We start from the raw sequence: 22,235 nt of genomic DNA, 5'->3' as shown, positions 1-22,235 counted from the left end.
TTCCTTACCATGGCCTCGCGGCTCTGCAACCGTCGATGGAACCGAACCTGACCGACTCTGCATCCCTGATCGATCCTGAGCGGCGTGACATAGCGCCCTTGGGTCGCACCGATCTCTCGTCCACATGGCTCGCGCTGATCCGCAAGTACATTCGCGGCGAGCCTGACGACGGCGCATTCATCGGGGCTCACACGCCCAGCGTCACTCCGGTTACGGCAGCGGAATGCGCGGTCCGTCTGGCCGATGCAGACCGCGTGTTTGCCCAGTGGCTCGCGCCGTTGGGGCGCTCGGCGGCGCAGGTGGCGGGCATCGAGCCGGCGCGGATTGCGGTAGCGCTCAATCACATGCATCACGAGTCGCGCCGGCTGACGATGTGCGACGACGCCTTGCTCGACAACGTGGTTACGCTGGCGCGCGAGGTGGTCGAGCGCCGCGTGCCGGGCGACTTTATCGAAGCGGGCGCGTGGCGCGGCGGCGTGACGATCCTCATGCGCGCCGCCTTGACGGCTTTCGGCGACCTGCATCGCACGGTATGGGTGGCCGATTCGTTTGCCGGCTTGCCCGCGCCGGATCCGGCCAGCGATTTGCGCGATGCGATCTGGCATCACGTGATGCGCGCGGTCGGGTTGCTGCAGAGCGATCTCGATGGGGTACGCAGCGCATTTGCCCGCGCGGGCCTGCTCGACCGGCGCGTGCGTTTCCTGCCCGGCTGGTTCGCGGATACCTTGCCGGCTGCGCCGATCGAACGGCTCGCGCTGATGCGGCTCGACGGCGACTGGTACGACTCGACGCGCGATGCGCTGGAGGCGCTGTATCCGCGCTTGTCGCCGGGCGGCTTTGTGATTGTCGACGACTATGGCCTGCCCACCGGATGCGCGCGAGCCGTCGACGAATACCGCGAGCAACACGGCATCGACGCGCCGCTGGAGTGGGCCAATCAGCAGGCCGTGTATTGGCGTAAGCCGTTGTGAACGCGCCATCGCTGTCTCAGCTTGCCGCGCGGCTCGCCGAGCATTACGTGGCGCCGCCGCGAGCCGCGGTGCTCGACCTGATCGTCAGCGACGATGCTCAGGCCAGCCGCCGCTTTGTGCTTGGGCCATCTATAGACATGAGCGCGTTGCCGGAGGACGGCGGCAAAAGCGCAGCGGCGGCGCGCATCACAGTCAGCGCCGCCATGCTTGCCGCGATCCTCTCGGATCCAACGGGTTTCGACATCCGTAGTGCCGCGTCGCTCGCGCTGGGCGGTGTGCGGATCGAAGGCGCGCCGCAACTCGCGGCGTACTGGCTGCAATTGCTCAAGCGTCCGTCGCAGGAGGGGCGCGCCGCGCTGGCGCGTGCCCGTGAACGTGCGCCGCAGTGGCTCGACGCGGTGCCGGCGTTGGACGCGCGGCATGGTCACGATCGCTCGCTCGCTCGACTCATCGCCAGTGTCCTCGACAGCAGCATCCCGCTGCATTTGCGCCGCGTGCTGCGCTGGCCCGAGACCGCCTGGACGCTCGCCGATTGGCGTCAGCGTGAAGCGTCGACGGTGTTGCGCACGAATCCGGCGAACGGACGCCCGCAATGCATCGGCGAGTTTATCGACGCGCTCGACTCGCCCGCATCCCACGCCGTTACCGATTCGCCCTATACCGAAGGCTGCTTGCTGCCCGCCGGCTGGGAGGCGCGCTTTACGATGCCGGTGTTGCCCGCGTCCATGTTCGGTGCGGCGCAACTCTGGTTCGGCCGCCGTCGCGATCACGCGCTGGTCACGCGCCTGCATTGCGATCTGGCGAACTCGTTCCTCGCCCAGGTGCATGGCCGCAAGCGCGTCCGTCTATACAGCCCGTCGCAGGATGAAGCCGTCTATGCGCTCGATGCGTTCAATACGTACCGTCCGTGCCGCGTCGATGCAGCCGCGCCGGATCTCGCGCGTTTTCCGCTGTTTGCCGGGGCGCGTGGCGTCGATGTGACTCTTGAACCCGGCGATCTGCTGGTGATCCCCACCGGCTGGTTCCACTGTGTCTGGGCGCTCGATCACGTGCTGTCGATCAGCCGCTTCGTCAGCGACGCGCACGCGGCCGCGCTCGCTTCGCATGCGCACAACGCTGGCTTTCATCAGGCGAATCCGGGTAAGCTCGCGGATGTCTCGATCGTCCACCCGAACGACGTGAAAGGGTTGACCCGGTTCGGAGCGGCGATACAACAGGGCGGCCCACCGTCCGGCGGAGACGGCGTGCTGGAATGACACGCGCGGGGTCTGGTCCAGTCCATCTCATGCAAAGGATTGAATGAACGAGTCACGCACCCGCGGCGCTTATCCGCGCCCATTTCTGTTCCGCCCGGCGGCCGCGCTTGCCGTCCTGAGCTCGTTGACGTGCGCGACGCTCCCTGCGATAGCGCATGCCCAGGCGCCGGCTTCCGTGGCCAGCATCTGCGCCTCGCGCGCGAACAATGCGAAGCTGATTGCGCAGGACCGCGACGCCGGTGTCAGCGAAGCGCAGGAACGGCGCAAGACACAGGCCGTGGTCGAGGCGCTGCCGCCTGGGCGACAGGCTTATGCGCTGGCGGAGACGTCGTCGTTTATCGACGGCCTGTATGGCCGCTATGCGAAGCTTCCGCCGCAGGAGGTGTATACGAAGTATCTGGCTTACTGCGAAGGACAATCTTCGAATGGCGGGGCGGCTAAAACGCCGTGAGGCGGTGGCTTGATCTGGAGTCGGGACGAAGCAGCCATGCATGCCGTGTGCGTGCGATCCAACCTTCGCGCCCACACGGCCCGTCACGTCACATTCAGTTAGCCGCCAGCATCGAGATACCGGCGTCACCGTACAGCGTCTGCACGTTGTCGCCGGAAATATGTTTGGCCAGCGCCGACAGATCGGTTCCTTCGGGTTTGCCGATCAGCGCATAGCTGAGCTCGGCGTGCCGCCAGGTCACGACATTCATGCTGTCGATGTGCTGCTCGGCCACCGCGGCGTCGGGCTTGGCGTCCTTCATCACACATAGCGCGATCGGGGCGCCTTGCTCGGGCAGATAGACGATCTGCACCAGTGGCTTGTCGTTAAAGCGCAACCGTTGCACGCGCTTGAAGGTCAACCCCGCCGCACTCAGATCGGGAATCCGCACATCCAGGCCGTCCTGATGCTGGATGGCGTCGACCGTTTGCGACGTGACCTCGGCATTGACCGGCACCTGCGCGATGGTATCGCGCGAATAGAGCTGCTGATAACCGGCTGCCGCCGCGACCCAGCTCGACGCATGAGGGTCGGCCGCCGCCAGCGTCGCTGTGGGCGTGGCGTTCGAACCCGCGCTCTGGCCCGGCAGGAACCGCATGCCGACGCCGTAGCAGAACACGCCCGCCACGAACGCCACCGCGAGCCACTGCGGGGCAATCCGCAGACGTGAGCGCACGGGAGCGGAGGGTGGGGCAAAGGCGCCGTGCGCGATGCTGGCGTCGTTGGCGCCTGGCGTGGCCGTGCGCTGCACATGGGCGCGCGCCATCGCCGCGACGGCCTCGGTCAGGCTGTCCGGCACCGGCGGCAATTTTTGTTGCGCGAAGGCTTCCGCGTAGGGCAAGCGCGCAGTCTGCAACTGCGCGACGAATTCTGCGGCATCGGGCGACACGGCGATCTCCTTTTCGACCTCGAGGCATTCCTCGGCGGATAGTTCGCCGTCCACGTATGCCATGAGCAGGATAGAGTCCATCTTCATGAGACCGGGTCCTTACTAGCAACTGCTACTTTCGTTCTCTGCGTGTCGCGCACCCCGAACAGCGCGCCGATGGTCTGGCGTGCGCGCGACAGGCGGCTCATCACGGTGCCGATCGGCACCTCGAGCACTTCGGCGGCTTCGATATAGCTGAGTCCCTCGACGGCCACCAGCAGCATCACCAGACGCTGCGCTTCCGGCAGCCGGCCGACCGCGCTGACAATCTGGTTATTGATCGCATTCTCTTCCGGCGTGCGCATGGCCGGGTCGGCGACGGTTTCGAGCATGTCGTCGTCCCACTCCGTGCTCGAACGGTTGCGCCGGCTGCGGGCGCGCAACTCGTTGATCCAGGTGGAATGCACGATGGCAAACATCCAGCTCAATGCCGAGGTGTCGGGCTGCAGCTGATGCGCGCGTTCGAGTGCGCGCACGCAGGCCCGCTGCACCAGGTCTTCGGCATCGTGCCGGTCGCCCGAAATGCGCAAGGCGAACGCCCACAATCGCGGCAGCATGGCCGGGAGCAGGCTGGGTAAATCCGAACCGGTCATCGACATGGTTCCTTGCTGGGTGTCCGGTGTCTTTGGGGCGCCGCACGCAGCGCGGCTGGCGCTCTGGCGTGCGGTCCGCCGGATGGTGGCCGGCGTGGTGGCCCGGGTTAGCCTGGGCGGAGACCGGCAGATTCAGGCCGGCCCGCTTGCCTCACCGCGGGCTAAATGGAATGCTCGCGCCAGGGCAATCTGCAGATTTTAGCGGCAAACCGCGGCTTGCGCTCCAACCCGCCGGAACCCGGGCACTTGCGGATTTCCCGTCGCCGGTCGAAGCGGTTAAAGTCCCGATGACGACTTCGCTATTCACGACGGGGGGACGGGTGACGCATCGAGTGCTTTCCTTGCGTCGGCGCTGGCGCAAAACCCGGCGCAAGTACGGCGCGGCGATTACGCAAATGGTCGGCAGCCATCCGATCCTCGCCGGCATGGCGGGGACCGCGGTGGCGGTGGCCATGGCAAGCCTGACCTTTGTGACGCTCTACGATGGCCGGGCCGACGCGCTCAGGCACGCGCACGAGACCTCGGAGAACCTGGTGTCGCTGATCTCCAGCGACCTGGCGCGCAACGTCGAGATCTACGACCTGTCGCTGCAGTCGATGGTCGACAGCGCGCAAAATCCGGCCACCTGGCGCCTGCCGGGCGACCTGCGCCAATCGGTCCTGTTCGACCGGGCGACCACCGCCGCCTTTCTGGGCGGCGCCTATGTGCTGGACGTCCACGGCCAGGTGCTGGCGTCCCAGAACGGCGAACTCAATCCCGCGGTGCGGCTCGACGACCGCGACTATTTCGTCGTGCAACAGCGCAATCCTTCCGTCGGCCTGTTCGTGTCGCATCCGTTTCGCTCGCGGCTGCGCGAGGGCAACGTCTCGATCGGTCTGACCCGGCGCATCAATACGCCGGCCGGCGACTTCGCAGGCGTCGCGCTGCTGGCGATCCGGATGGAGTATTTTCAGCGCCTGCTCGACAGGATCAATATCGGCAACGGGGGGGCCGTTTTCATTGCCCTCGACGACGGCACGTTGCTCGCCCGCAAGCCGTTCTCGCCCGAGGCGATCGGCACGAGCATCGCGAAGTCGCCAACCTTCATGATCATGGCGTCGCATGCCGAAGGGGCGTATACGGCGAACTCCGCCGTCGACGGCGTGCCGCGCATCTTCACCTATGCCCACGTGCCGTCCACGCCGTTGATCGCCGTGGTGGCGCCGGCGGTCAGCGATGTGTTCGCCGAATGGCGGCGGCGCAGCCTTGTGGCCGGCGGCCTGACGCTGGCGTTGGGCACCGTGTTTGTCGTGGTGGCGTGGCTGCTTGCCTTCACGCTGCAGGACAAGGTGGCGGCCCAGGCGGAACTGGTCCGGCTCGCCGCGACGGACCCGCTGACCGGCCTGAGCAATCGCCGCATTCTGGACAGCCGGCTCGACGAAGAGTGGCTGCGCGCGCGGCGCAACGGCAGCCCGATGTCGGTGCTGTTCGTGGACGTCGATTACTTCAAGGGCTTTAACGACACCTACGGCCACGCCGCCGGCGACGAAGTACTGGCGGCGGTTGCCGAATGTATCGACTCGGTGGTGAGGCGGCCGGTGGATCTGGTAGCGCGCTACGGCGGCGAGGAGTTCGCCGTGGTGTTGCCCGATACTGCGGCGGACGGGGCTGCGGCGGTCGCCGAAAAGATCCGCAGAAAGGTGCAGGGCATGAGCCTGTTTTATGGCGAGAGCGAACACGGCAGCGTGACGGTCAGCGTGGGCTGTGCCACCTGCTTGCCGGTGCAGGGCGGCAGTGCGTCGGAGTTGATGGCGGCGGCGGATGCGCAGCTCTATGCGGCGAAATCGGCGGGGCGGAACCGGGTGAAGTCGGCGGTGTGAGGGGGATGGGGCGGATGCCGTTTGTTTGCGCACGGGAGACCCATGGGATCGGCAGGCGGCACTGCCAGATCGAGTTGCGTCCGCCTTTCTCAAGTCCTTCGGGTATCCGGCCGATAAACGGCAAAGAGACGAACGACCGTCACGCCGCAACGCGCATATGCATGCTGTATGCGTATTGACTGACCACCCACACTCATCGACCCCAATCCATGCGCTTTCTGGACCGCTTTCGCAAACCATCCGAGCAGAAATTTGCCGAGCTGTTCATCACAGGCTTACGCGCGTCAGGCGATACGCGCTCGTGGGAGTACGACAAGAGCCAGAACCGGCTCGTGCCGACGACGTCCGGCAACGGCGAAGGCTTCAACTTCATCAATCTGCCCAACATGTACCGGGAGTATCTGCAGGCGAGGCCGGCAGAGCGCAAGGACGTCCTCAAGCGTCAAACCGGCGGCATGATCCGGCATGCCATGCCCGCGCTGTTTGCCGACGCACGAGCTCGCCTGCGGCCGGTGATCCGCAGCGCCACCGAGCGCGGCGTGACCTACCTGCAGACCCAGGGCAGTTCATCGCGGTTCGATATTGCGTTCCGGCCGCTCTGCGAGAACCTGGAAATCGGTGTGGCCTACGACGGCGATTTGAACATCATGAGGCTCACGCAAGCCAAACTGAGGGAGTGGAACACGACGTTCGACGAGGCTTACGACATCGCGCTCGACAATCTCCGGGGCGAATCGTCGAAGCCGTTCGTGGCATTGAGAGACGGTGTCCTCGCTTCCCAATTCGGCGATCACTACGACGCCGCGCGTCTGTTGCTGCCCGATCTGCTGCACAGACAGAATATTTCCGGGGCGCCGGTGGTGATGGCGCCGAACCGCACCGTCCTGCTTTTGACCGGCGACCGGAACACCGCGGGCCTCGCCACGATGGTGCAGATCGCGGAGGAGGCGCTTGCCCAGCCTCGCGCCCTGCCACCGTTGATGCTGCGATGGGACGGAGCCGTATGGCAACGCTTCGTGCCCGCGGAGCTCGAGCCGAAACTCAGCGAGCTTCGATTCAACGAGCTGGCCGGTGACTACCACGATCAGCAGAAGCTCCTGAACGACATGCATAGCCGGACGGGCCTCGATATTTTTGTCGCCCAGTACACCGTGGTTAAACGGCACGCCGGCGGGATATTCAGTCTCTGCGTATGGACCCAGGGTGTGCACGCGTTGCTGCCGGCGACGGACACGGTCGTGCTGTTCCGCCAGGAGCCGAAGCAGACCGCCTACGTGCCATGGTCCGAACTGGTCAAGGAGTGTGGGCATCTGCTGAAGCCCACTGACGATCTGCCCGTGCGCTATGAGGTCACGGCATTTCCCGACGAGCGTCTGTTCCGGTCGTGGTGTACGCGGTTCAGTCAGGCTTAGGCTGCCACACGGCATCCAGGGATTCCCCTGACGCGCGGCGCTGTTCGCTTCGTTCGATCCGCATTTGTTATCGCACCTTCCAATACTCGAATTGTTCAGGTATCGGCCACGCCGTATATTGGCTGACACCAACACAACCATTACCGTGACGCGGCGCGAGCCCAGTCATGGAAGCGAGACAAGCGATGAACCGAATCGATCTGGAGGGGCGTGCCGTTGTCATTACCGGCGGCGCGCGCGGCATTGGCTATGCAGTGGCGCAACGCGCGCTGAACTCGGGCGCCTCGGTCGCGCTCTGGGATGTCGACGCAGAGCGCCTCGAGCGCAGCCAGCGCGAGCTGGCGGAACTGGGCAAGGTGTCGTCGGCGATCGTCGAACTGACGGATGAAACTTCGGTGGCTGATGCGGTCGCGCAAACCCTCGCCGCGCACGGCACGATCGACGTGCTGATCAACTGCGCCGGCATCACCGGCGGCAACGGCACCACGTGGGAACTGGAGCCGGACGTGTGGCGGCGCGTGATCGACGTGAATCTGATCGGGCCGTATCTGACCTGCCGCGCGGTCGTGCCGCAGATGCTCAAGCAGGGCTATGGCCGGATCGTCAATATCGCTTCGGTGGCCGGCAAGGAGGGCAATCCGAATGCGTCGCACTACAGCGCGTCGAAGGCCGGCCTGATTGGGCTCACCAAATCGCTCGGCAAAGAACTCGCCACCAAAAACATCCTCGTCAATGCGGTGACGCCTGCGGCGGCTAAAACCGAGATCTTCGATTCGATGTCGCAGCAGCATATCGACTACATGCTCTCGAAGATTCCCATGAACCGTTTCCTGTTGCCCGAAGAGGCGGCCTCGCTGATCTTGTGGCTGGCGTCGGAAGACTGTGCGTTCAGCACGGGGTCGGTGTTCGATCTGTCCGGTGGGCGCGCGACTTACTGAGGCGGACATCAGCACAGACGGTCGACAAAGGAGACGCCATGAATCCGGATTCGCCCGCTTCCCTCGAGGCGATCAACAGCAAGGTGATGCGGCGGCTATTGCCGTTTCTCCTGCTGATGTACGTGCTGGCCTTTCTCGATCGCGCCAATATCGGCTTCGCGCAAAAAGCGCTGCAGCACGATACCGGCTTGTCGAATGCCGCGTTTGCTTTCGGCGCCGGCGTGTTTTTCATCGGCTATGCATTGTTCGAAGTGCCAAGCAATCTGCTGCTGCATCGGGTCGGCGCCCGTGCGTGGATGTGCCGGATCATGGTGACGTGGGGGCTGGTGTCGGCTTCCCTGTGCTTTGCCCACACGCCCACGGCATTTTACGCAGTGCGCTTTCTGCTCGGCGTCGCGGAAGCCGGTTTTTTTCCGGGCGTGATCTATTACCTCACCCACTGGTTTCCGCAGTCGGCCCGCGCGCGTGCGGTCGGCGTGTTCTATTTCGGCGCGCCGCTCGCGTTTATCTTCGGCAGTCCGCTCTCGGGTCTGCTGCTCGAATTGCACGGAACGGCGGGTCTGGCCGGCTGGCAGTGGCTGTTCCTGATCGAAGGCGGCATGGCGACCGCGGTCGGCGTGTGGGCCTTCTGGTATCTGGACAACCGTCCCGAAGACGCGCGCTGGCTCGATGACGCGCAACGCACCACCTTGCGCGCGGCACTCGACGCCAACGCCCGCGATGCCTCCGCCCATGGACCCCGCAACACGCTGGCTGCGCTGCTCGATCGCCGCGTGCTGGGTCTGTCGGCGATCTATCTGCTGATCCAGATGAGCGTGTACGGCGTGATCTTCTATCTGCCGCAACAGGTCGCCGCGTTGCTGGGCACCGCCGTGGGCCTGCGCGTCGGACTCGTCGCGGCCTTGCCGTGGCTGTGCGCGCTCGTGGTGACCTGGATCGTGCCGCGCCGCGCGGATCGTACCGGCGGGCATCGTCGCTCGGCCGTCGCGCTGCTGGTGCTCGCCGGACTCGGCATCGGCGTTTCCGGTCTCGCCCACAGTCCATTGCTGGGGCTCGCTGCGCTTTGTTGTGCCGCGAGCGGATTTATCGCCGCACAGCCGCTGTTCTGGACGTTTCCCACCCGCTATCTGACGGGCGCAGCGGCTGCGGGCGGCATTGCGCTGATCAACTCGCTCGGCGGCCTGGGCGGCTTTATCGCGCCGTCGCTGCGTACCGCGGCCGACCACACGTTTGCTTCGACCTCGGCGGGTCTGCTGGTGCTCGGCGCAGCGAGCCTGCTGGCGGCGCTGCTGATCGGCACGCTGTTTCGCCACGAGCGCGTCATCGCGGCGGACGCGCTGACGCCGCTCATCCATCACTGAGACACCGCGCCCGCCACGCATCGACGGCCGCGCTTTACTGCACTAAAAACGGAGCCTTTCTTATGGCCATGCCTACTATCAAGCACGTGCGTGCCTTTATCGTCCGTGGCGGCGGCGCGGATTATCACGACCAGCCCGACGGTCACTGGATCGACGATCACATCTCGACGCCGATGGCGCGCTACCCGGAATACCGGCAAAGCCGCCAGTCGTTCGGCATCAATGTGCTGGGCACACTGGTGGTCGAGATCGAAGCGAGCGACGGCACCGTCGGCTTCGCGGTGACGACCGGCGGCGAGATCGGCGCGTTTATCGTCGAGAAGCATCTGGCGCGTTTCCTCGAAGGCCAGCTCGTCACCGACATCGAGAAGATGTGGGATCAGATGTATTTCTCCACGCTTTACTATGGCCGCAAGGGCGTGGTGCTGAATACGATCTCCGGGGTCGATCTCGCCCTGTGGGATCTGCTCGCCAAGGTCCGCAAGGAGCCCGTGTATCAACTGCTGGGCGGTCCGGTGCGCGACGAGCTGGTGTTCTATGCGACCGGCGCGCGGCCCGATCTGGCCAGGGAAATGGGCTTTATCGGCGGCAAGCTGCCTTTGCAACACGGCCCGGCTGAAGGAGAGGCGGGGCTCAAGAAGAACCTCGAGCGTCTCGCCGAGATGCGCAGCCGCGTCGGCGACGACTTCTGGCTGATGTACGACTGCTGGATGAGTCTCGACGTGCCGTATGCGACGCGTCTCGCGCAAGCGGCGCACGAGTACGGCCTGAAATGGATCGAAGAGGCGCTGCCGCCGGACGACTACTGGGGTTACGCCGAACTGCGCCGCAACGTGCCGCGCGGCATGATGGTCTCGACGGGCGAACACGAAGCGACGCGCTGGGGCTTTCGCATGCTGCTGGAAATGAACTGCTGCGATCTGATCCAGCCGGACGTTGGCTGGTGCGGCGGCATCACCGAACTGATCAAGATTTCCGCGCTGGCCGATGCGCACAATGTGATGGTGGTGCCGCACGGCTCGTCGGTGTACAGCTATCACTTCGTCGTCACGCGTCACAACTCGCCGTTCGCGGAGTTTCTGATGATGGCGCCGAAGGCCGACGAAGTGGTGCCGATGTTCACGCCTTTGCTGCTCGACGAACCGGTGCCCGTCAACGGCCGGATGAAGGTGCCGGACACACCGGGCTTCGGCGTGCGGCTCAATCCGGAATGTGCGCTGGTGCGGCCGTATCCGCGTTAAGCGGTGAACTGAAGGGCGCGATGGCTCAATCGATCAAGGAGAAACAAGTGCTGCTCAAGGACAAGGTCGTGATCGTGACAGGCGGCTCGCGCGGCATTGGCCGGGCCATCGCCGTGGCTTGCGCACGCGACGGCGCCGACGTGGCGATCAACTACTGGGGCGATAACGACGCATCGTACGGACGCCGCTCGGCCGTCGAAGAAGTGCTGGCTGAAATCGAAGGGCTCGGGCGGCGGGCGATAGCGGTGGAAGGCAACGTCGCGGCGCGCGAGACCGGTGCGGAACTGGTGAAGCGTACGGTGGAGGCCTTCGGCAAGGTCGACGTGCTGGCGAGCAATGCAGGCATCTGTCCGTTCCATGCGTTTCTCGACATGCCACCCGAGGTGCTGGAGACGACTGTCGCGGTGAACCTGAACGGCGCCTTCTTCGTGACCCAGGCCGCGGCGCAGCAGATGAAAGCGCAAGGAACAGGCGGGGCGATTGTCGCGACCAGTTCGATTAGCGCGCTGGTGGGCGGCGGCATGCAGACGCATTACACGCCCACCAAGGCCGGTGTGCATTCGCTGATGCAATCGTGCGCGGTGGCGTTGGGGCCGTACGGGATTCGCTGCAACTCGGTGATGCCGGGCACCATCGCGACGGATCTGAACGCCGAGGATCTCGCCGACGAAGCGAAGAAAGCCTACTTCGAAAAACGCATTCCGTTAGGACGCCTGGGACGTCCCGAGGATGTCGCGGACTGCGTAGTATTCCTCGCCTCGGACCGGGCCCGCTATGTGACGGGCGCGGCGTTGCTGGTGGACGGCGGCCTGTTCGTCAACCTGCAGTGAACACGCGCGGCGCGGTGCGTGGATCGATGCGCGGCTCAATAAGCGGCTTAATGAGCCGAAAGTGGCACGGCATCGCCGGTGGCCGCGGCATGCGGTTGGACGGTGGCATCGCGGGCAAGCTGGTGCGAGACGCTGCGCAGCAGGTCGATGAAATGCAGCGCCGGTTCGGCGAGCGGTTCTTCCTTGCGCGTGAGGATGCCGAAACCCGCGAGGCTCTTGCCGATTTCGACCGGCAGCGCCACCAGCAGTTTGCCGCGCACATGATCGCGCACCACGGACTCGGGCAGCATCGCCACGGCATCGTAGTTTTCAAGCAATTGCAGGGTCGCGAAGATCGACGCGCATTCGGTCAGGTTGACCGGCGTCGCGAGTCCCGCGCGGGCCAGTTCTTCTTCGAACAGCACGCGCGCCGGACTGGTGAGCGGTTGCGCGACCCACGGCCAGTCGATCAGTTCGCGCAACGTGATGGAGGTGCGCTGCGCCAGCGGATGAGCGGTGCGCACCACCAGCAGCAGGGTCTCGCGCGCCAGCGGCTCGAAGCTGAAATCGTTGTGCTGGAGAGGATGGGTGAGCCGGCCGAGCGCCAGATCCACTTCGCGGCGGTGCAGCAACTGGACGACCTGATCGCTGGTTTCGCCGAGGATGCGCACATTCAGCAGCGGCCGCTCGGTCTTCAACGTCGCAACCGCCATGGCCAGCAGGTCGGGCGCGGCGCCCATGATGGCGCCGACGGTCAACTGGCCGTGTCCGCCCTTGCGCTTGACGTCGAGGTCTTCGGCGAAGCGGGTCAGTTCCGCCAGCGCGCGCCGCGCATAGGCGAGGGTGACGACACCGAGCGGCGTGGGCGTCATGCCGCGCGCGTTGCGCTCGAAGAGCAGGAAGCCGAACGCTTCTTCGATATCTCCCAGCATGCGGGATGCGCTGGGCTGGGCGACGTTGACGGCGTCGGCGGCTTGATGAAGGTTGCGTGCATCGTCGAGCGCGACCAGCAGCGCCAGGTGCTTGAATTTGAGCCGGTTGACGAGGGCGACGGTAGCGGCGTTCTGGCTCATGGGGCTGATGCGGTGGGAAGGGCGGGTTGGCACGTGCGGTGGCCGATGCGAAGGCGGTCGTGCGATTCGGTTTCTGGATCGCCCAATCCCAACAACGGATTGAGATGCTATCGATCCAGGAATTATAGTCCGATCAGGCGCTTCACCCAGAAAGCGCTCCGACATACGAATCACAAGGACTGGAGACAGGCCGCCATGGAGACAATCGCTTTCCGGATGGTGCTCAACCCCGGCATGCGCGAGGAATACGAGCGCCGGCATCAGCAGATCTGGCCTGAGCTGGTTGATGCGCTGCATCAGGCCGGCGTGCGCGATTACCGCATCTTCTTCGATGCCGGGACCCATCACCTGTTCGCCATCCTGACGCGCACCGGCGATCATCACATGGACCGTTTGCCCGAGCTCGACGTCATGCGCAAATGGTGGGATTACATGGCCGACATCATGCAGACCGCCCCGGATCACACGCCTTTGCAGGAGGCGCTGGAGCCGGTGTTTCGTTTGCACGCGCCGGCTTGATCCGATCGACGCGAGGCTCATTGAAGCTGCACTGTGGTTGATTGAGGCTGATGCAAGGAGACATGCCCCATGCAAGTTATCGACCCGCACATTCATCTGTGGGATCTGAAGACACATCACTACCCTTGGCTCGCGAATCCGGGCGTGTCGTTCGTCGGTGACGCGCGCGAGTTGAAGCACGACTATCTGCTGGCCGATCTGCTGGGCGAAGCCGGCGCGATCGAGATTCTGAAGGTGGTGCATGTCGAGGCGAATCACGATCCGGTCGATCCGGTCGAAGAGACGCGCTGGTTGCAGCAGCTTGCGAGCGAAGCGGGTTCGCGCGGCATGCCGAACGGCATCGTCGCGGCGGCGGATCTCGCGGCGCCCAATGCCGCACAGGTGCTCGAAGCGCACGCGGCCTTTGCGAATACGCGCGGCATTCGCCAGATTCTGAATGTGCATGAGAAGAAGCTGTTCGATTACATCGGGCGCCATCTGATGCGCGATTCCGTGTGGCGCGAGAATTTCGGCTTGCTGCGCCGCTATAACCTGTCGTTCGATCTGCAACTGTATCCGTCGCAGATGGACGAGGCCGTCGCGCTGGCCCGCGCTCATGCCGATACGCAGTTCATCGTCAATCACGCGGGCATGTTCGTGGACCGCAACAGCGTGGTGGGCTATCGCGCGTGGCGCGAGGGCATGCGGCAACTGGCCGGCTGTGCCAACGTGGCCGTGAAAATCAGTGGGTTGGCGATGTTCGATCACAAGTGGTCGGTCGAAAGCCTGCGTCCTTACGTGCTGGAGACGCTCGACACGTTCGGCGTCGAGCGTGCCATGTTTGCGTCGAACTTCCCGGTCGATCGTTTGTTCGGGACGTATGAGGAGTTGTGGCGTGCCTATGCTTCGATTGTCGCGGACGCGAGCGACGCCGAGAAAGACGCGCTGTTTTGCCGGAACGCGGAACGGATCTATCGGATCTGAGAAAGCATCCCCGATAAAACGCGGCGCGCTTGCGACGCCGCACGATGGAGGAGACAGGTAGTGCAGGAACAGACAACCGCTGCGCCCCGACTTGAACTGCGGCATGCGAGCAAATCGTTCGGCAGGGTCCGTGCGTTATCCGATGGCGACCTCACGCTGTGGCCAGGCGAAGTGCATGCGCTGCTCGGCGAGAACGGCGCGGGCAAATCGACGCTCGTGAAGATCCTCGCCGGCGTGCATCAGCCCGACACCGGCGAGATTCTGGTCGACGGTGTGGCGCGCCGTTTTGCGACGCCTGCCGAGGCCCGCGATGCGGGTCTTGCGGTGATCTATCAGGAACCGACGCTGTTCTTCGATCTCTCGATTGCCGAGAACATCTTTATGGGCCGGCAGCCGGTGGACCGCATCGGGCGTATCCAGTACGACGCGATGCGCAGCGAGGTGGATGGCCTGCTGGCATCGCTCGGCGTCGATCTGCAGGCGGATCAACTGGTGCGCGGTCTGTCCATTGCGGATCAGCAGGTGATCGAGATTGCCAAGGCGCTCTCGCTGAACGCGAATGTGCTGATCATGGACGAGCCGACTGCGGCGCTGTCTCTGACCGAGGTGGAGCGGCTCTTTGCCATCGTGCGCAAGCTGCGTGAACGCGATGTGGCGATCCTGTTCATCACCCATCGTCTCGACGAAGTGTTTGCGCTGACGCAGCACGTCACCATCATGCGCGACGGCGCGAAGGTATTCGATGCGCCCACAACCGATCTGACGACCGCCGCGATCGTCGCGAAGATGGTCGGGCGCGATCTGGAGAGCTTCTATCCGAAGGCGGATGTGACGCCGGGTGAAGTGCGTTTGTCGGTGCGCGGCTTGACGCGGCTTGGCGTGTTCAAGGACATTTCGTTCGACGTGCGCGCCGGCGAGATCGTCGCGCTGGCGGGTCTGGTGGGCGCCGGGCGCAGCGAAGTGGCGCGGGCGATCTTCGGCATCGATCCGCTCGATGCGGGCGAAGTCCGGATCGCCGGCAAGCCGCTCGCCACCGGGCGGCCTGCGGCCGCGGTGCGGGCCGGGCTGGCGCTGGTGCCGGAAGATCGCCGCCAGCAGGGCCTCGCGCTCGAGCTGAGCATTGCGCGCAATGCGTCGATGACGGTGCTGGGACGTCTCGTCAAACACGGGCTCATCTCCACGCGTAGCGAAACGCAACTCGCGGCGCAGTGGGGTACGCGGCTGCGGTTGAAGTCGGGCGACCCCAACGCGCCGGTCGGCACGCTGTCCGGCGGCAATCAGCAGAAGGTGGTGCTCGGCAAATGGCTCGCCACCGACCCCAAGGTCTTGATCATCGACGAACCCACGCGCGGTATCGACGTGGGCGCCAAAGCGGAGGTGTATAGCGCGCTGGCGGAACTGGTCACGGGCGGCATGGCGGTGCTGATGATCTCGAGCGAACTGCCGGAAGTGCTCGGCATGGCCGACCGCGTGCTGGTGATGCACGAAGGACGGATCAGCGCCGAGATCGCCCGCGCCGACGCGAACGAAGAACGGATCATGGGCGCCGCGCTCGGCCAGCCTGTGTCCCCACTAGGGCACGCCGCATGATGCGCCACTCTCATACTCATCCCCATCCGGCGCCGGTGCGGCCTCCCGTAGTCGGAAGTTCCGCCGCGAAAACCGGTGGCCTCGTCGCCACGGTTGCGAAGAGCCGCGAGACCACGCTGTTTATCGTGCTGATCCTGCTGATCGTAGGCACGGCACTCGCACGGCCGCAGTTTTTGAATCTGCAGAATCTGCGTGACGTGCTGCTGAATGTGTCGATCATCAGCTTGCTGACGGCCGGCATGACGGTGGTGATCCTGATGCGGCATATCGACCTGTCGGTTGGCTCGACGGTCGGTGTCAGCGCGTATGCGGTCGGCAGCCTGTATGTCGCGTTTCCCCATATGCCGGTGCTCGTGGCGCTCGCGGCGGGACTCGCAATCGGTCTGGTGGCGGGCGGCATCAACGCATTGCTGGTGGCGGTGGGACGGGTGCCGTCGCTGGTTGCCACGTTGTCGACGCTCTACATTTTCCGCGGCGCGGACTACGCCTGGGTGCATGGCGGACAGATCAACGCCACCAGCTTGCCCGATGCGTATTCGCGGCTGGCGACCGGGGTGATCCTCGGCGTACCGACGCTCGCGTTGATCGCGATTGTGGTGCTGATCGGCCTGTCGATCTACCTCAAGCAGTTCCGCGCCGGCCGCGAGCACTATGCGATCGGCTCGAATCCGGAGGCCGCGCGTCTGGCCGGCGTGAATGTGGAGCGGCGCGTGATGTCGGGCTTTCTGCTGTCCGGTGCGATTGCGGGCTTCGCGGGCGCGCTGTGGCTGGCGCGCTTCGGTACCGTCGACGCGAGCACGGCCAAAGGCATCGAATTGCAGGTCGTGGCCGCGGCGGTGGTCGGCAGCGTGGCGATTACCGGCGGCGTCGGCACCATTCTCGGTGCGACGCTCGGTGCGCTGGTGCTCGGCGTCATCAGTATTGCGCTGGTGGTGCTACGCGTCTCGCCGTTCTGGGAACAGGCCATTCAGGGCGCGTTGATCGTCGCGGCGATTGCCGCCGATACCTTGCTGGCCCGCTCCGTCGCCAAACGCATGATGAGGAAACGCGATCATGGCTAAACCCGATTCCGCGCTGTTGACCCGCAAACGCGAGACGCCGCTGCGCTGGGAAATTCTGCTGGTCGTCGTGCTGGCGTTGTCGCTGGTGCTGGGCCGGGTGCTCTCGCCGGTGTTTCTGACCGGCGCCAATATCAGCAACATCCTCGCCGATCTGACCGAGATCGCGCTGATGGCCTTGCCGATGACCTTGATCATCGTGGCCGCCGAAATCGATCTGTCGGTGGCGTCGGTGCTGGGGGCATCGAGTGCGCTGATGGGCGTGCTCTGGCATATGGGCTTGCCGATGCCCGTGGTGATCGTGCTGGTGCTGATTGTCGGCGCCTTGGCCGGGCTGCTGAACGGCCTCGTGATCGTCAAGCTGAACCTGCCTTCGCTCGCCGTTACGATCGGCACGCTCGCGCTGTTTCGCGGGCTCGCCTATGTGCTGCTCGGCGATCAGGCCGTCGCGGATTTTCCGGCGGGCTATACGGCGTTCGGCATGAACAATCTCGGCGCAAGCTTTATTCCGCTGCCGTTTGTGATTGTGATCGTCGGCGCCGTGGTGTTTACGGTGCTGCTGCAGGCCACCGCGTTTGGCCGCAGCCTCTATGCGATCGGCGCGAATCCGACGGCCGCCACCTTCTCCGGCATCGAAGTGGCGAAGATCCGTTTGCGGCTGTTTGTTCTGTCCGGCGCGATGAGCGCTCTCGCCGGTGTGGTCTACACACTGCGCTTTACCAGCGCGCGCGGCGACAACGGTGAAGGCTTCGAGTTGTCGGTGATCGCGGCGGTGCTGTTCGGTGGCGTGAGCATTTTCGGTGGACGCGGCTCGATGATCGGCGTGTTGCTGTCGCTGCTGATCATCGGCGTGCTGAAAAATGCCCTCACGCTCGATGACGTCTCGAGCGAAACGCTCACGATCGTGACCGGCGTGCTGCTGCTCGCGTCCGTGCTGATTCCGAATCTGGTGGCCCGCTGGCGCGCGATGCGCGACCGGCGCTTTATCGCGAAGTCTGCTGCTTCATAGCCGTACGGAGTCCGTACGGTATGCCGTTCCTGATATCAACAACCCGGACGCTTTAACGTCCGATTATTCAGCCAGGAGACACTTCATGTTCAAACCCCTACGTCAGGCCGGAGCGGTCGCGCTCTGCGTGGCCCTATTGGGCATCAGTTGCGCGGCGGGCGCAGCCGATATCAAAAGCGGCCTGAAGATCGCCTTCATCCCGAAGCAGATCAACAACCCGTATGAAGTGATCGCCGATAACGGCGGCCTTGCCGCGATCAAGGAATTCGGCGGCGTCGGCAAGGTGGTGGGTCCGTCGGATGCGGGCGCATCGTCGCAGGTGCAGTACATCAACACGCTGATCACGCAGCGCCAGGATGCGATCGTGATTGCCGCCAACGACGCGAACGCGGTCGTGCCGTACCTGAAAAAGGCCATGTCGCAAGGCATCAAGGTCGTGACCTTCGATTCGGACACGGCGCCCGATGGACGGCAACTGTTCGTCAACCAGGCCAACGCGGAAGGCATTGGACGCGGGCAGGTCCAACTGGTCGCAAAGTTGATGGGCGGCGAGGGCGAGTTTGCGATTCTCTCGGCGACGCCGAATGCGACCAACCAGAACACCTGGATCAAGTGGATGCAGGAGGAGCTGAAGAAGCCTGAATACGCGAAGATCAAGCTGGTGAAAATCGCCTACGGTAACGACGACGACCAGAAGTCGTTTGTCGAGACGCAGGGCCTGTTGCAGGCCTATCCGAATCTGAAGGCGATCGTTGCGCCGACCACGGTGGGGATTGCGGCGGCCGCGCGCTATATCTCGACGTCGTCGAGCAAAGGCAAGGTGGATGTGACGGGTCTGGGCACACCGAACCAGATGCGCGCCTTCGTCAAGAACGGCACCGTGAAGGCGTTCCAGTTGTGGGATCCGAACCAGCTGGGGTATCTGGCAGCTTATGCAGCGGCGGCGCTCGCGTCGGGGACGATTACCGGCAAGGAAGGCGAGTCGTTCGATGCCGGCAAGCTCGGCAAGCGCACGATCGGGCCGCAAGGCGAAATCATCCTTGGACCGCCGACTACGTTCGATTCGAGCAATATCGACAACTTCAATTTCTGAGCGTGAACGCGGCGTGTAGCGCGAGAGAAAATGTTGCTTGCAAAGACGCCCTTCGGGGCGTTTTTGCTATTTGGAGTACCGGTGCGTGCGGCCTGCTCGTACCCGCTTTTTCTTTCTTGAACGCCTGGTTTCGGCGCTATACGCTTGGATGGCTTGCCTCTCTCAAGGAGCCGGTCATGAAAGGCGCTGCGGTGGATGTGCATTTCGATGCACGCTTTATGGTGCTGGATCTGGCCGACGGCCGGGTGGCCCAGTTTCCTCTGACCCAGTTTCCTGCCCTGGCGTCGGCTACGCCGATGGAGCGGGACTGCTTTGCGATTTCGCTCGACAAGCAGCAGCTCTATTGGCCGGCGTTGCAGCAGGACGTGAGCGTGACGGCGTTGCTGTTGCCGCTGGACGAAAACACGCTGCATTGAGTCGTCGGCCTGTCTGGTCTCTGCGCGCGGCTCGCTCGCTTGCTGGCGATGCCGCGATCCCCGGCTGTCTGGATTCTTCCTTCCTGCCGCGCATCGCTGCCAGCGGTGGCGCGCGCTTCCTCGCCTGAGACGTCCGTGTCTTCAACACCGGCAAGTTGTATGGCAAAAGCCTGTTCAGGGTATACGCCTATGACTCTGGTTTTTCGCGTACTGTACGGAAATTCTCGTAAATTCAGCCATATATCACGCAAATCCAACCTCATCTAGTTTTCGCAATTGTCTGTCAATTCAATGTTGCTTGACAACTATTCCTCCGCTTGATTATCTTGGCGCCCATGGTGCGCACCCTACAACACGGCACGTCAGCGCACGGCGGCATATTGGATGGAGGAGCAAATGGGCAAGGTTAGAGGCATGCGCTGGTGGATGATCGGACTCGTCACATCGGGCCTGATCGTCAATTACATTGCGCGCAATTCGCTGGCGGTCGCCGCTCCGGAAATGAACCGGCTGCTGAGCATCTCGACCGCGCAGTACTCCTATATCGTCGCTTCGTTTCAGGCCGCTTATATGGTGATGCAGCCGATCGCGGGCTATGTGCTCGACGTGGTCGGCACCAAGATCGGCTTCGCGATTTTTGCCATTGCATGGTCGGGCGCGTGCATGCTGCACGGCACGGCCAACGGCTGGATTTCGCTCGCGGTGTTCCGCGGCATGCTGGGCCTCACCGAAGCCGCAGGCATTCCCTCCGGCCTGAAGGCCACCTCCGAATGGTTTCCCGCCAAAGAGCGTTCCATTGCCACCGGCTGGTTCAACATCGGTTCGTCGATTGGCGCCGTGATCGCGCCGCCGCTGGTGGTCTGGTGGGTGCTGCATGGCAACTGGCGCATGGCGTTCGTGTCGATCGGCGTGCTTGGGCTTGTCTGGAGCATCCTGTGGCTGCTGTTGTATCGCGCGCCGAAAGACCAGCCGCGCCTGTCCAATACCGAGCGCGACTACATCCTCGCCGGGCAGGAGGCGCAGTACAAAACGGCTGGCGCCGTACGTCCTTCGTGGCGCGCCATCATCAAGCGCCGCGCCTTCTGGGGCATTGCGATTCCGCGCTTTCTGGCCGAGCCGGCATGGCAGACCTTCAACTTCTGGATTCCGCTCTACATGGTGAGCGTGCGTCATATGAACCTGAAGGAAATCGCCATGTTCGCGTGGCTGCCGTTTCTCGCGGCCGACATAGGCTGCGTGCTGGGCGGTTATCTCGCGCCGTGGTATCAGAAGCGCTTCAAGACCTCGCTGATCACCTCGCGCAAGCTGGTGGTGGTCACGGGTTCGCTCTGCATGATCGGACCGGCGTGCATCGGTCTTGCCACCAGCCCGTATATGGCGATTGCGCTGTTCTGCATTGGCGGCTTTGCCCACCAGACGCTCTCGGGTGCGCTCTATACGCTCGCCTCCGATGTGTTCGGCAAGAACGACGTCGCCACCGCGACCGGCCTGACCGGGATGGCAGGCTATGCGGGCGCCACGCTGTTTTCGCTGGCGGTGGGTGTGGTGGTGGCGCTGGTCGGTTACGACCCGTTGTTCGTGGCGCTGGCCTGTTTTGACCTGGTCGGGGCCGTGGTGGTGTGGTTTGTTTTGAAGGAACCGGGTGACCCGCAACAGCGTGCCGCCGATGTCGTCCCGCACGTTGCCGACGCAGCGCGCGCATAACGCAGTCGATGGCTGGTCCGGCCACGCGGCAATGCTCTAAACGCAGCAACGTGGTAACGCGCTGATGACGCGCTGAACGGCAGCAGCAAGAACGGAGAAGCAGCAAGGATGAGCAAGCAGGAATCGATGGGCAAGCCGTTTCGACGGCTGTTGCTGACCGGCGCGGCCGGCAATCTCGGCCGCCAGTTGCGCAGCGCGCTGGCGCAATGGGCGGATGTGGTGCGGCTGTCGGATATCACACCGGTCGGCGACGCGGTCGCGCATGAAGAGCATGTGGTGCTGGATCTCGCCGACCGCGCGGGCGTGGATGCGCTGCTAGAAGGTGTCGACGCCGTGGTGCACCTGGGCGGCATTTCCGTCGATGCGCCGTTCGACGATCTGCTCGAGGCGAATATTCGCGGCGTGTACAACCTGTACGCGGCGGCGCAGAAGCATGGCGTGAAGCGTGTGCTGTTCGCGAGCTCCAATCACGCAATCGGTTTTCATCCGACCACCACGGTGATCGATGCCGATGCGCCTTTGCGTCCCGACAGTCTCTATGGGGTGACGAAGTGCTTCGGCGAATCGTTGTCGCGCTATTACTTCGACCGCTTCGGTCTGGAGACGGTCTGTCTGCGGATTGGTTCGTCGTTCGAAGTACCGAAGACCGCGCGCATGCTGGTGACCTATCTGAGCTATCGCGACTTTGTCGAACTGGTGCGCTGCTCGCTGTTCACGAACCGCGTGGGACATGCGATCGTGTATGGCGTGTCGAACAATCGGGTGGCATGGTGGGACAACACCAAGGCCGCGTTCCTCGGCTATCGGCCGCAGGACAGTTCAGCGCAGTTCGATGGGATGTTTCCGGTTCAGGCGCCGACCGTTGAGTTCGACGACCCGGCCCAGCAGTTTCAGGGTGGCCCCTTCGTGGTGGCGTTGCCGCAGTCCTGAGTCGGCCAGTCGCAGACGAACA

The 22,235-nt window shown here is 64.1% G+C and carries 21 protein-coding genes; 18 read left to right on the top strand and 3 right to left on the bottom strand.

All coding sequences use genetic code 11. The features are described from left to right. Window positions 1-35 precede the first annotated feature (35 nt). From P3T42_RS12185 to P3T42_RS12175, 3 genes are read left to right on the top strand one after another with little or no spacing between them, the layout of a single operon-like run. Window positions 36-971, top strand: coding sequence for a TylF/MycF/NovP-related O-methyltransferase (locus P3T42_RS12185; protein ID WP_429306169.1), 936 nt, complete (start codon window positions 36-38; stop codon window positions 969-971). Continuing rightward, on the top strand, window positions 968-2,227 hold the full coding sequence (locus tag P3T42_RS12180) for a cupin-like domain-containing protein (protein ID WP_429306168.1): 1,260 nt from the start codon (window positions 968-970) through the stop codon (window positions 2,225-2,227). Before P3T42_RS12185 ends, P3T42_RS12180 begins: the two co-directional genes overlap by 4 nt. A 43-nt stretch (window positions 2,228-2,270) precedes the next feature. After that, window positions 2,271-2,678 (top strand): hypothetical protein, encoded by a 408-nt coding sequence (locus tag P3T42_RS12175; RefSeq protein ID WP_074295091.1) that lies wholly within the window; start codon window positions 2,271-2,273, stop codon window positions 2,676-2,678. 94 nt (window positions 2,679-2,772) lie between these two features. Here P3T42_RS12175 and P3T42_RS12170 read toward each other — a convergent pair whose 3' ends face one another. Together P3T42_RS12170 and P3T42_RS12165 are read right to left on the bottom strand one after the other, a co-directional pair. Next, window positions 2,773-3,693, bottom strand: coding sequence for an anti-sigma factor family protein (locus tag P3T42_RS12170; RefSeq protein WP_429306167.1), 921 nt, complete (start codon window positions 3,691-3,693; stop codon window positions 2,773-2,775). Next, the gene (locus tag P3T42_RS12165; RefSeq protein WP_074297227.1) at window positions 3,690-4,238 is read right to left on the bottom strand and encodes an RNA polymerase sigma factor; all 549 of its coding nucleotides are present in this window, start codon (window positions 4,236-4,238) and stop codon (window positions 3,690-3,692) included. The genes P3T42_RS12170 and P3T42_RS12165 overlap by 4 nt, the downstream gene beginning before the upstream one ends. A gap of 287 nt (window positions 4,239-4,525) precedes the next feature. On the opposite strand from P3T42_RS12165, the gene P3T42_RS12160 reads away from it, so the two are divergent. From P3T42_RS12160 to P3T42_RS12135, 6 genes are all read left to right on the top strand, one after another. Then, window positions 4,526-6,097: a sensor domain-containing diguanylate cyclase gene (locus P3T42_RS12160; RefSeq protein ID WP_429306166.1), complete on the top strand. Its 1,572-nt coding sequence runs from the start codon at window positions 4,526-4,528 to the stop codon at window positions 6,095-6,097. Between the two features lie 209 nt (window positions 6,098-6,306). Continuing rightward, window positions 6,307-7,509, top strand: a complete 1,203-nt coding sequence (locus P3T42_RS12155; protein WP_429306165.1) for a hypothetical protein — start codon at window positions 6,307-6,309, stop codon at window positions 7,507-7,509. Window positions 7,510-7,694: 185 nt separating this feature from the next. Then, entirely contained in the window at window positions 7,695-8,447 is a 753-nt protein-coding gene (locus P3T42_RS12150) for an SDR family NAD(P)-dependent oxidoreductase (protein ID WP_429306164.1), read from the top strand. A gap of 38 nt (window positions 8,448-8,485) precedes the next feature. Then, entirely contained in the window at window positions 8,486-9,808 is a 1,323-nt protein-coding gene (locus P3T42_RS12145) for an MFS transporter (protein WP_429306163.1), read from the top strand. 62 nt (window positions 9,809-9,870) lie between these two features. After that, window positions 9,871-11,049 carry an L-rhamnonate dehydratase gene (rhmD, locus tag P3T42_RS12140; RefSeq protein WP_074295103.1) on the top strand — a complete coding sequence of 393 codons (1,179 nt, stop codon included), beginning with the start codon at window positions 9,871-9,873 and terminating at the stop codon, window positions 11,047-11,049. Between the two features lie 47 nt (window positions 11,050-11,096). After that, window positions 11,097-11,879: an SDR family NAD(P)-dependent oxidoreductase gene (locus P3T42_RS12135; protein ID WP_074297229.1), complete on the top strand. Its 783-nt coding sequence runs from the start codon at window positions 11,097-11,099 to the stop codon at window positions 11,877-11,879. Window positions 11,880-11,926: 47 nt separating this feature from the next. Here P3T42_RS12135 and P3T42_RS12130 read toward each other — a convergent pair whose 3' ends face one another. Continuing rightward, on the bottom strand, window positions 11,927-12,931 hold the full coding sequence (locus P3T42_RS12130; RefSeq protein WP_074295105.1) for a LysR family transcriptional regulator: 1,005 nt from the start codon (window positions 12,929-12,931) through the stop codon (window positions 11,927-11,929). Window positions 12,932-13,126: 195 nt separating this feature from the next. On the opposite strand from P3T42_RS12130, the gene P3T42_RS12125 reads away from it, so the two are divergent. The 9 genes from P3T42_RS12125 (at window position 13,127) to P3T42_RS12085 (ending at window position 22,213) form a co-directional block, all read left to right on the top strand. After that, window positions 13,127-13,450, top strand: a complete 324-nt coding sequence (locus P3T42_RS12125) for an L-rhamnose mutarotase (protein WP_074295107.1) — start codon at window positions 13,127-13,129, stop codon at window positions 13,448-13,450. Window positions 13,451-13,519: 69 nt separating this feature from the next. Continuing rightward, entirely contained in the window at window positions 13,520-14,413 is an 894-nt protein-coding gene (locus tag P3T42_RS12120) for an amidohydrolase family protein (protein ID WP_429306162.1), read from the top strand. 60 nt (window positions 14,414-14,473) lie between these two features. Continuing rightward, the gene (locus P3T42_RS12115) at window positions 14,474-16,003 is read left to right on the top strand and encodes a sugar ABC transporter ATP-binding protein (RefSeq protein WP_429306161.1); all 1,530 of its coding nucleotides are present in this window, start codon (window positions 14,474-14,476) and stop codon (window positions 16,001-16,003) included. After that, window positions 16,000-17,064, top strand: a complete 1,065-nt coding sequence (locus P3T42_RS12110) for an ABC transporter permease (protein WP_074295112.1) — start codon at window positions 16,000-16,002, stop codon at window positions 17,062-17,064. Before P3T42_RS12115 ends, P3T42_RS12110 begins: the two co-directional genes overlap by 4 nt. After that, window positions 17,057-18,070 carry an ABC transporter permease gene (locus tag P3T42_RS12105; RefSeq protein ID WP_429306160.1) on the top strand — a complete coding sequence of 338 codons (1,014 nt, stop codon included), beginning with the start codon at window positions 17,057-17,059 and terminating at the stop codon, window positions 18,068-18,070. The genes P3T42_RS12110 and P3T42_RS12105 overlap by 8 nt, the downstream gene beginning before the upstream one ends. A gap of 85 nt (window positions 18,071-18,155) precedes the next feature. Further along, window positions 18,156-19,163: a rhamnose ABC transporter substrate-binding protein gene (gene rhaS, locus P3T42_RS12100; protein WP_074295115.1), complete on the top strand. Its 1,008-nt coding sequence runs from the start codon at window positions 18,156-18,158 to the stop codon at window positions 19,161-19,163. A 176-nt stretch (window positions 19,164-19,339) separates the two neighbouring features. Continuing rightward, window positions 19,340-19,579, top strand: a complete 240-nt coding sequence (locus P3T42_RS12095) for a DUF2442 domain-containing protein (protein ID WP_429306159.1) — start codon at window positions 19,340-19,342, stop codon at window positions 19,577-19,579. Window positions 19,580-19,975: 396 nt separating this feature from the next. Further along, window positions 19,976-21,283: an MFS transporter gene (locus P3T42_RS12090; protein WP_429306158.1), complete on the top strand. Its 1,308-nt coding sequence runs from the start codon at window positions 19,976-19,978 to the stop codon at window positions 21,281-21,283. Between the two features lie 108 nt (window positions 21,284-21,391). Beyond that, window positions 21,392-22,213: an NAD-dependent epimerase/dehydratase family protein gene (locus P3T42_RS12085; RefSeq protein WP_429306157.1), complete on the top strand. Its 822-nt coding sequence runs from the start codon at window positions 21,392-21,394 to the stop codon at window positions 22,211-22,213. Window positions 22,214-22,235: the final 22 nt, after the last annotated feature.

This window comes from Paraburkholderia sp. GAS38 (genome assembly GCF_050434965.1).
In the GTDB taxonomy this organism is placed as follows: Bacteria; Pseudomonadota; Gammaproteobacteria; order Burkholderiales; family Burkholderiaceae; genus Paraburkholderia; species Paraburkholderia phenazinium_A.
The sequence above is the reverse complement of the archived record's forward strand: the minus strand, read 5'-3'. Positions and strand labels throughout refer to the sequence as shown.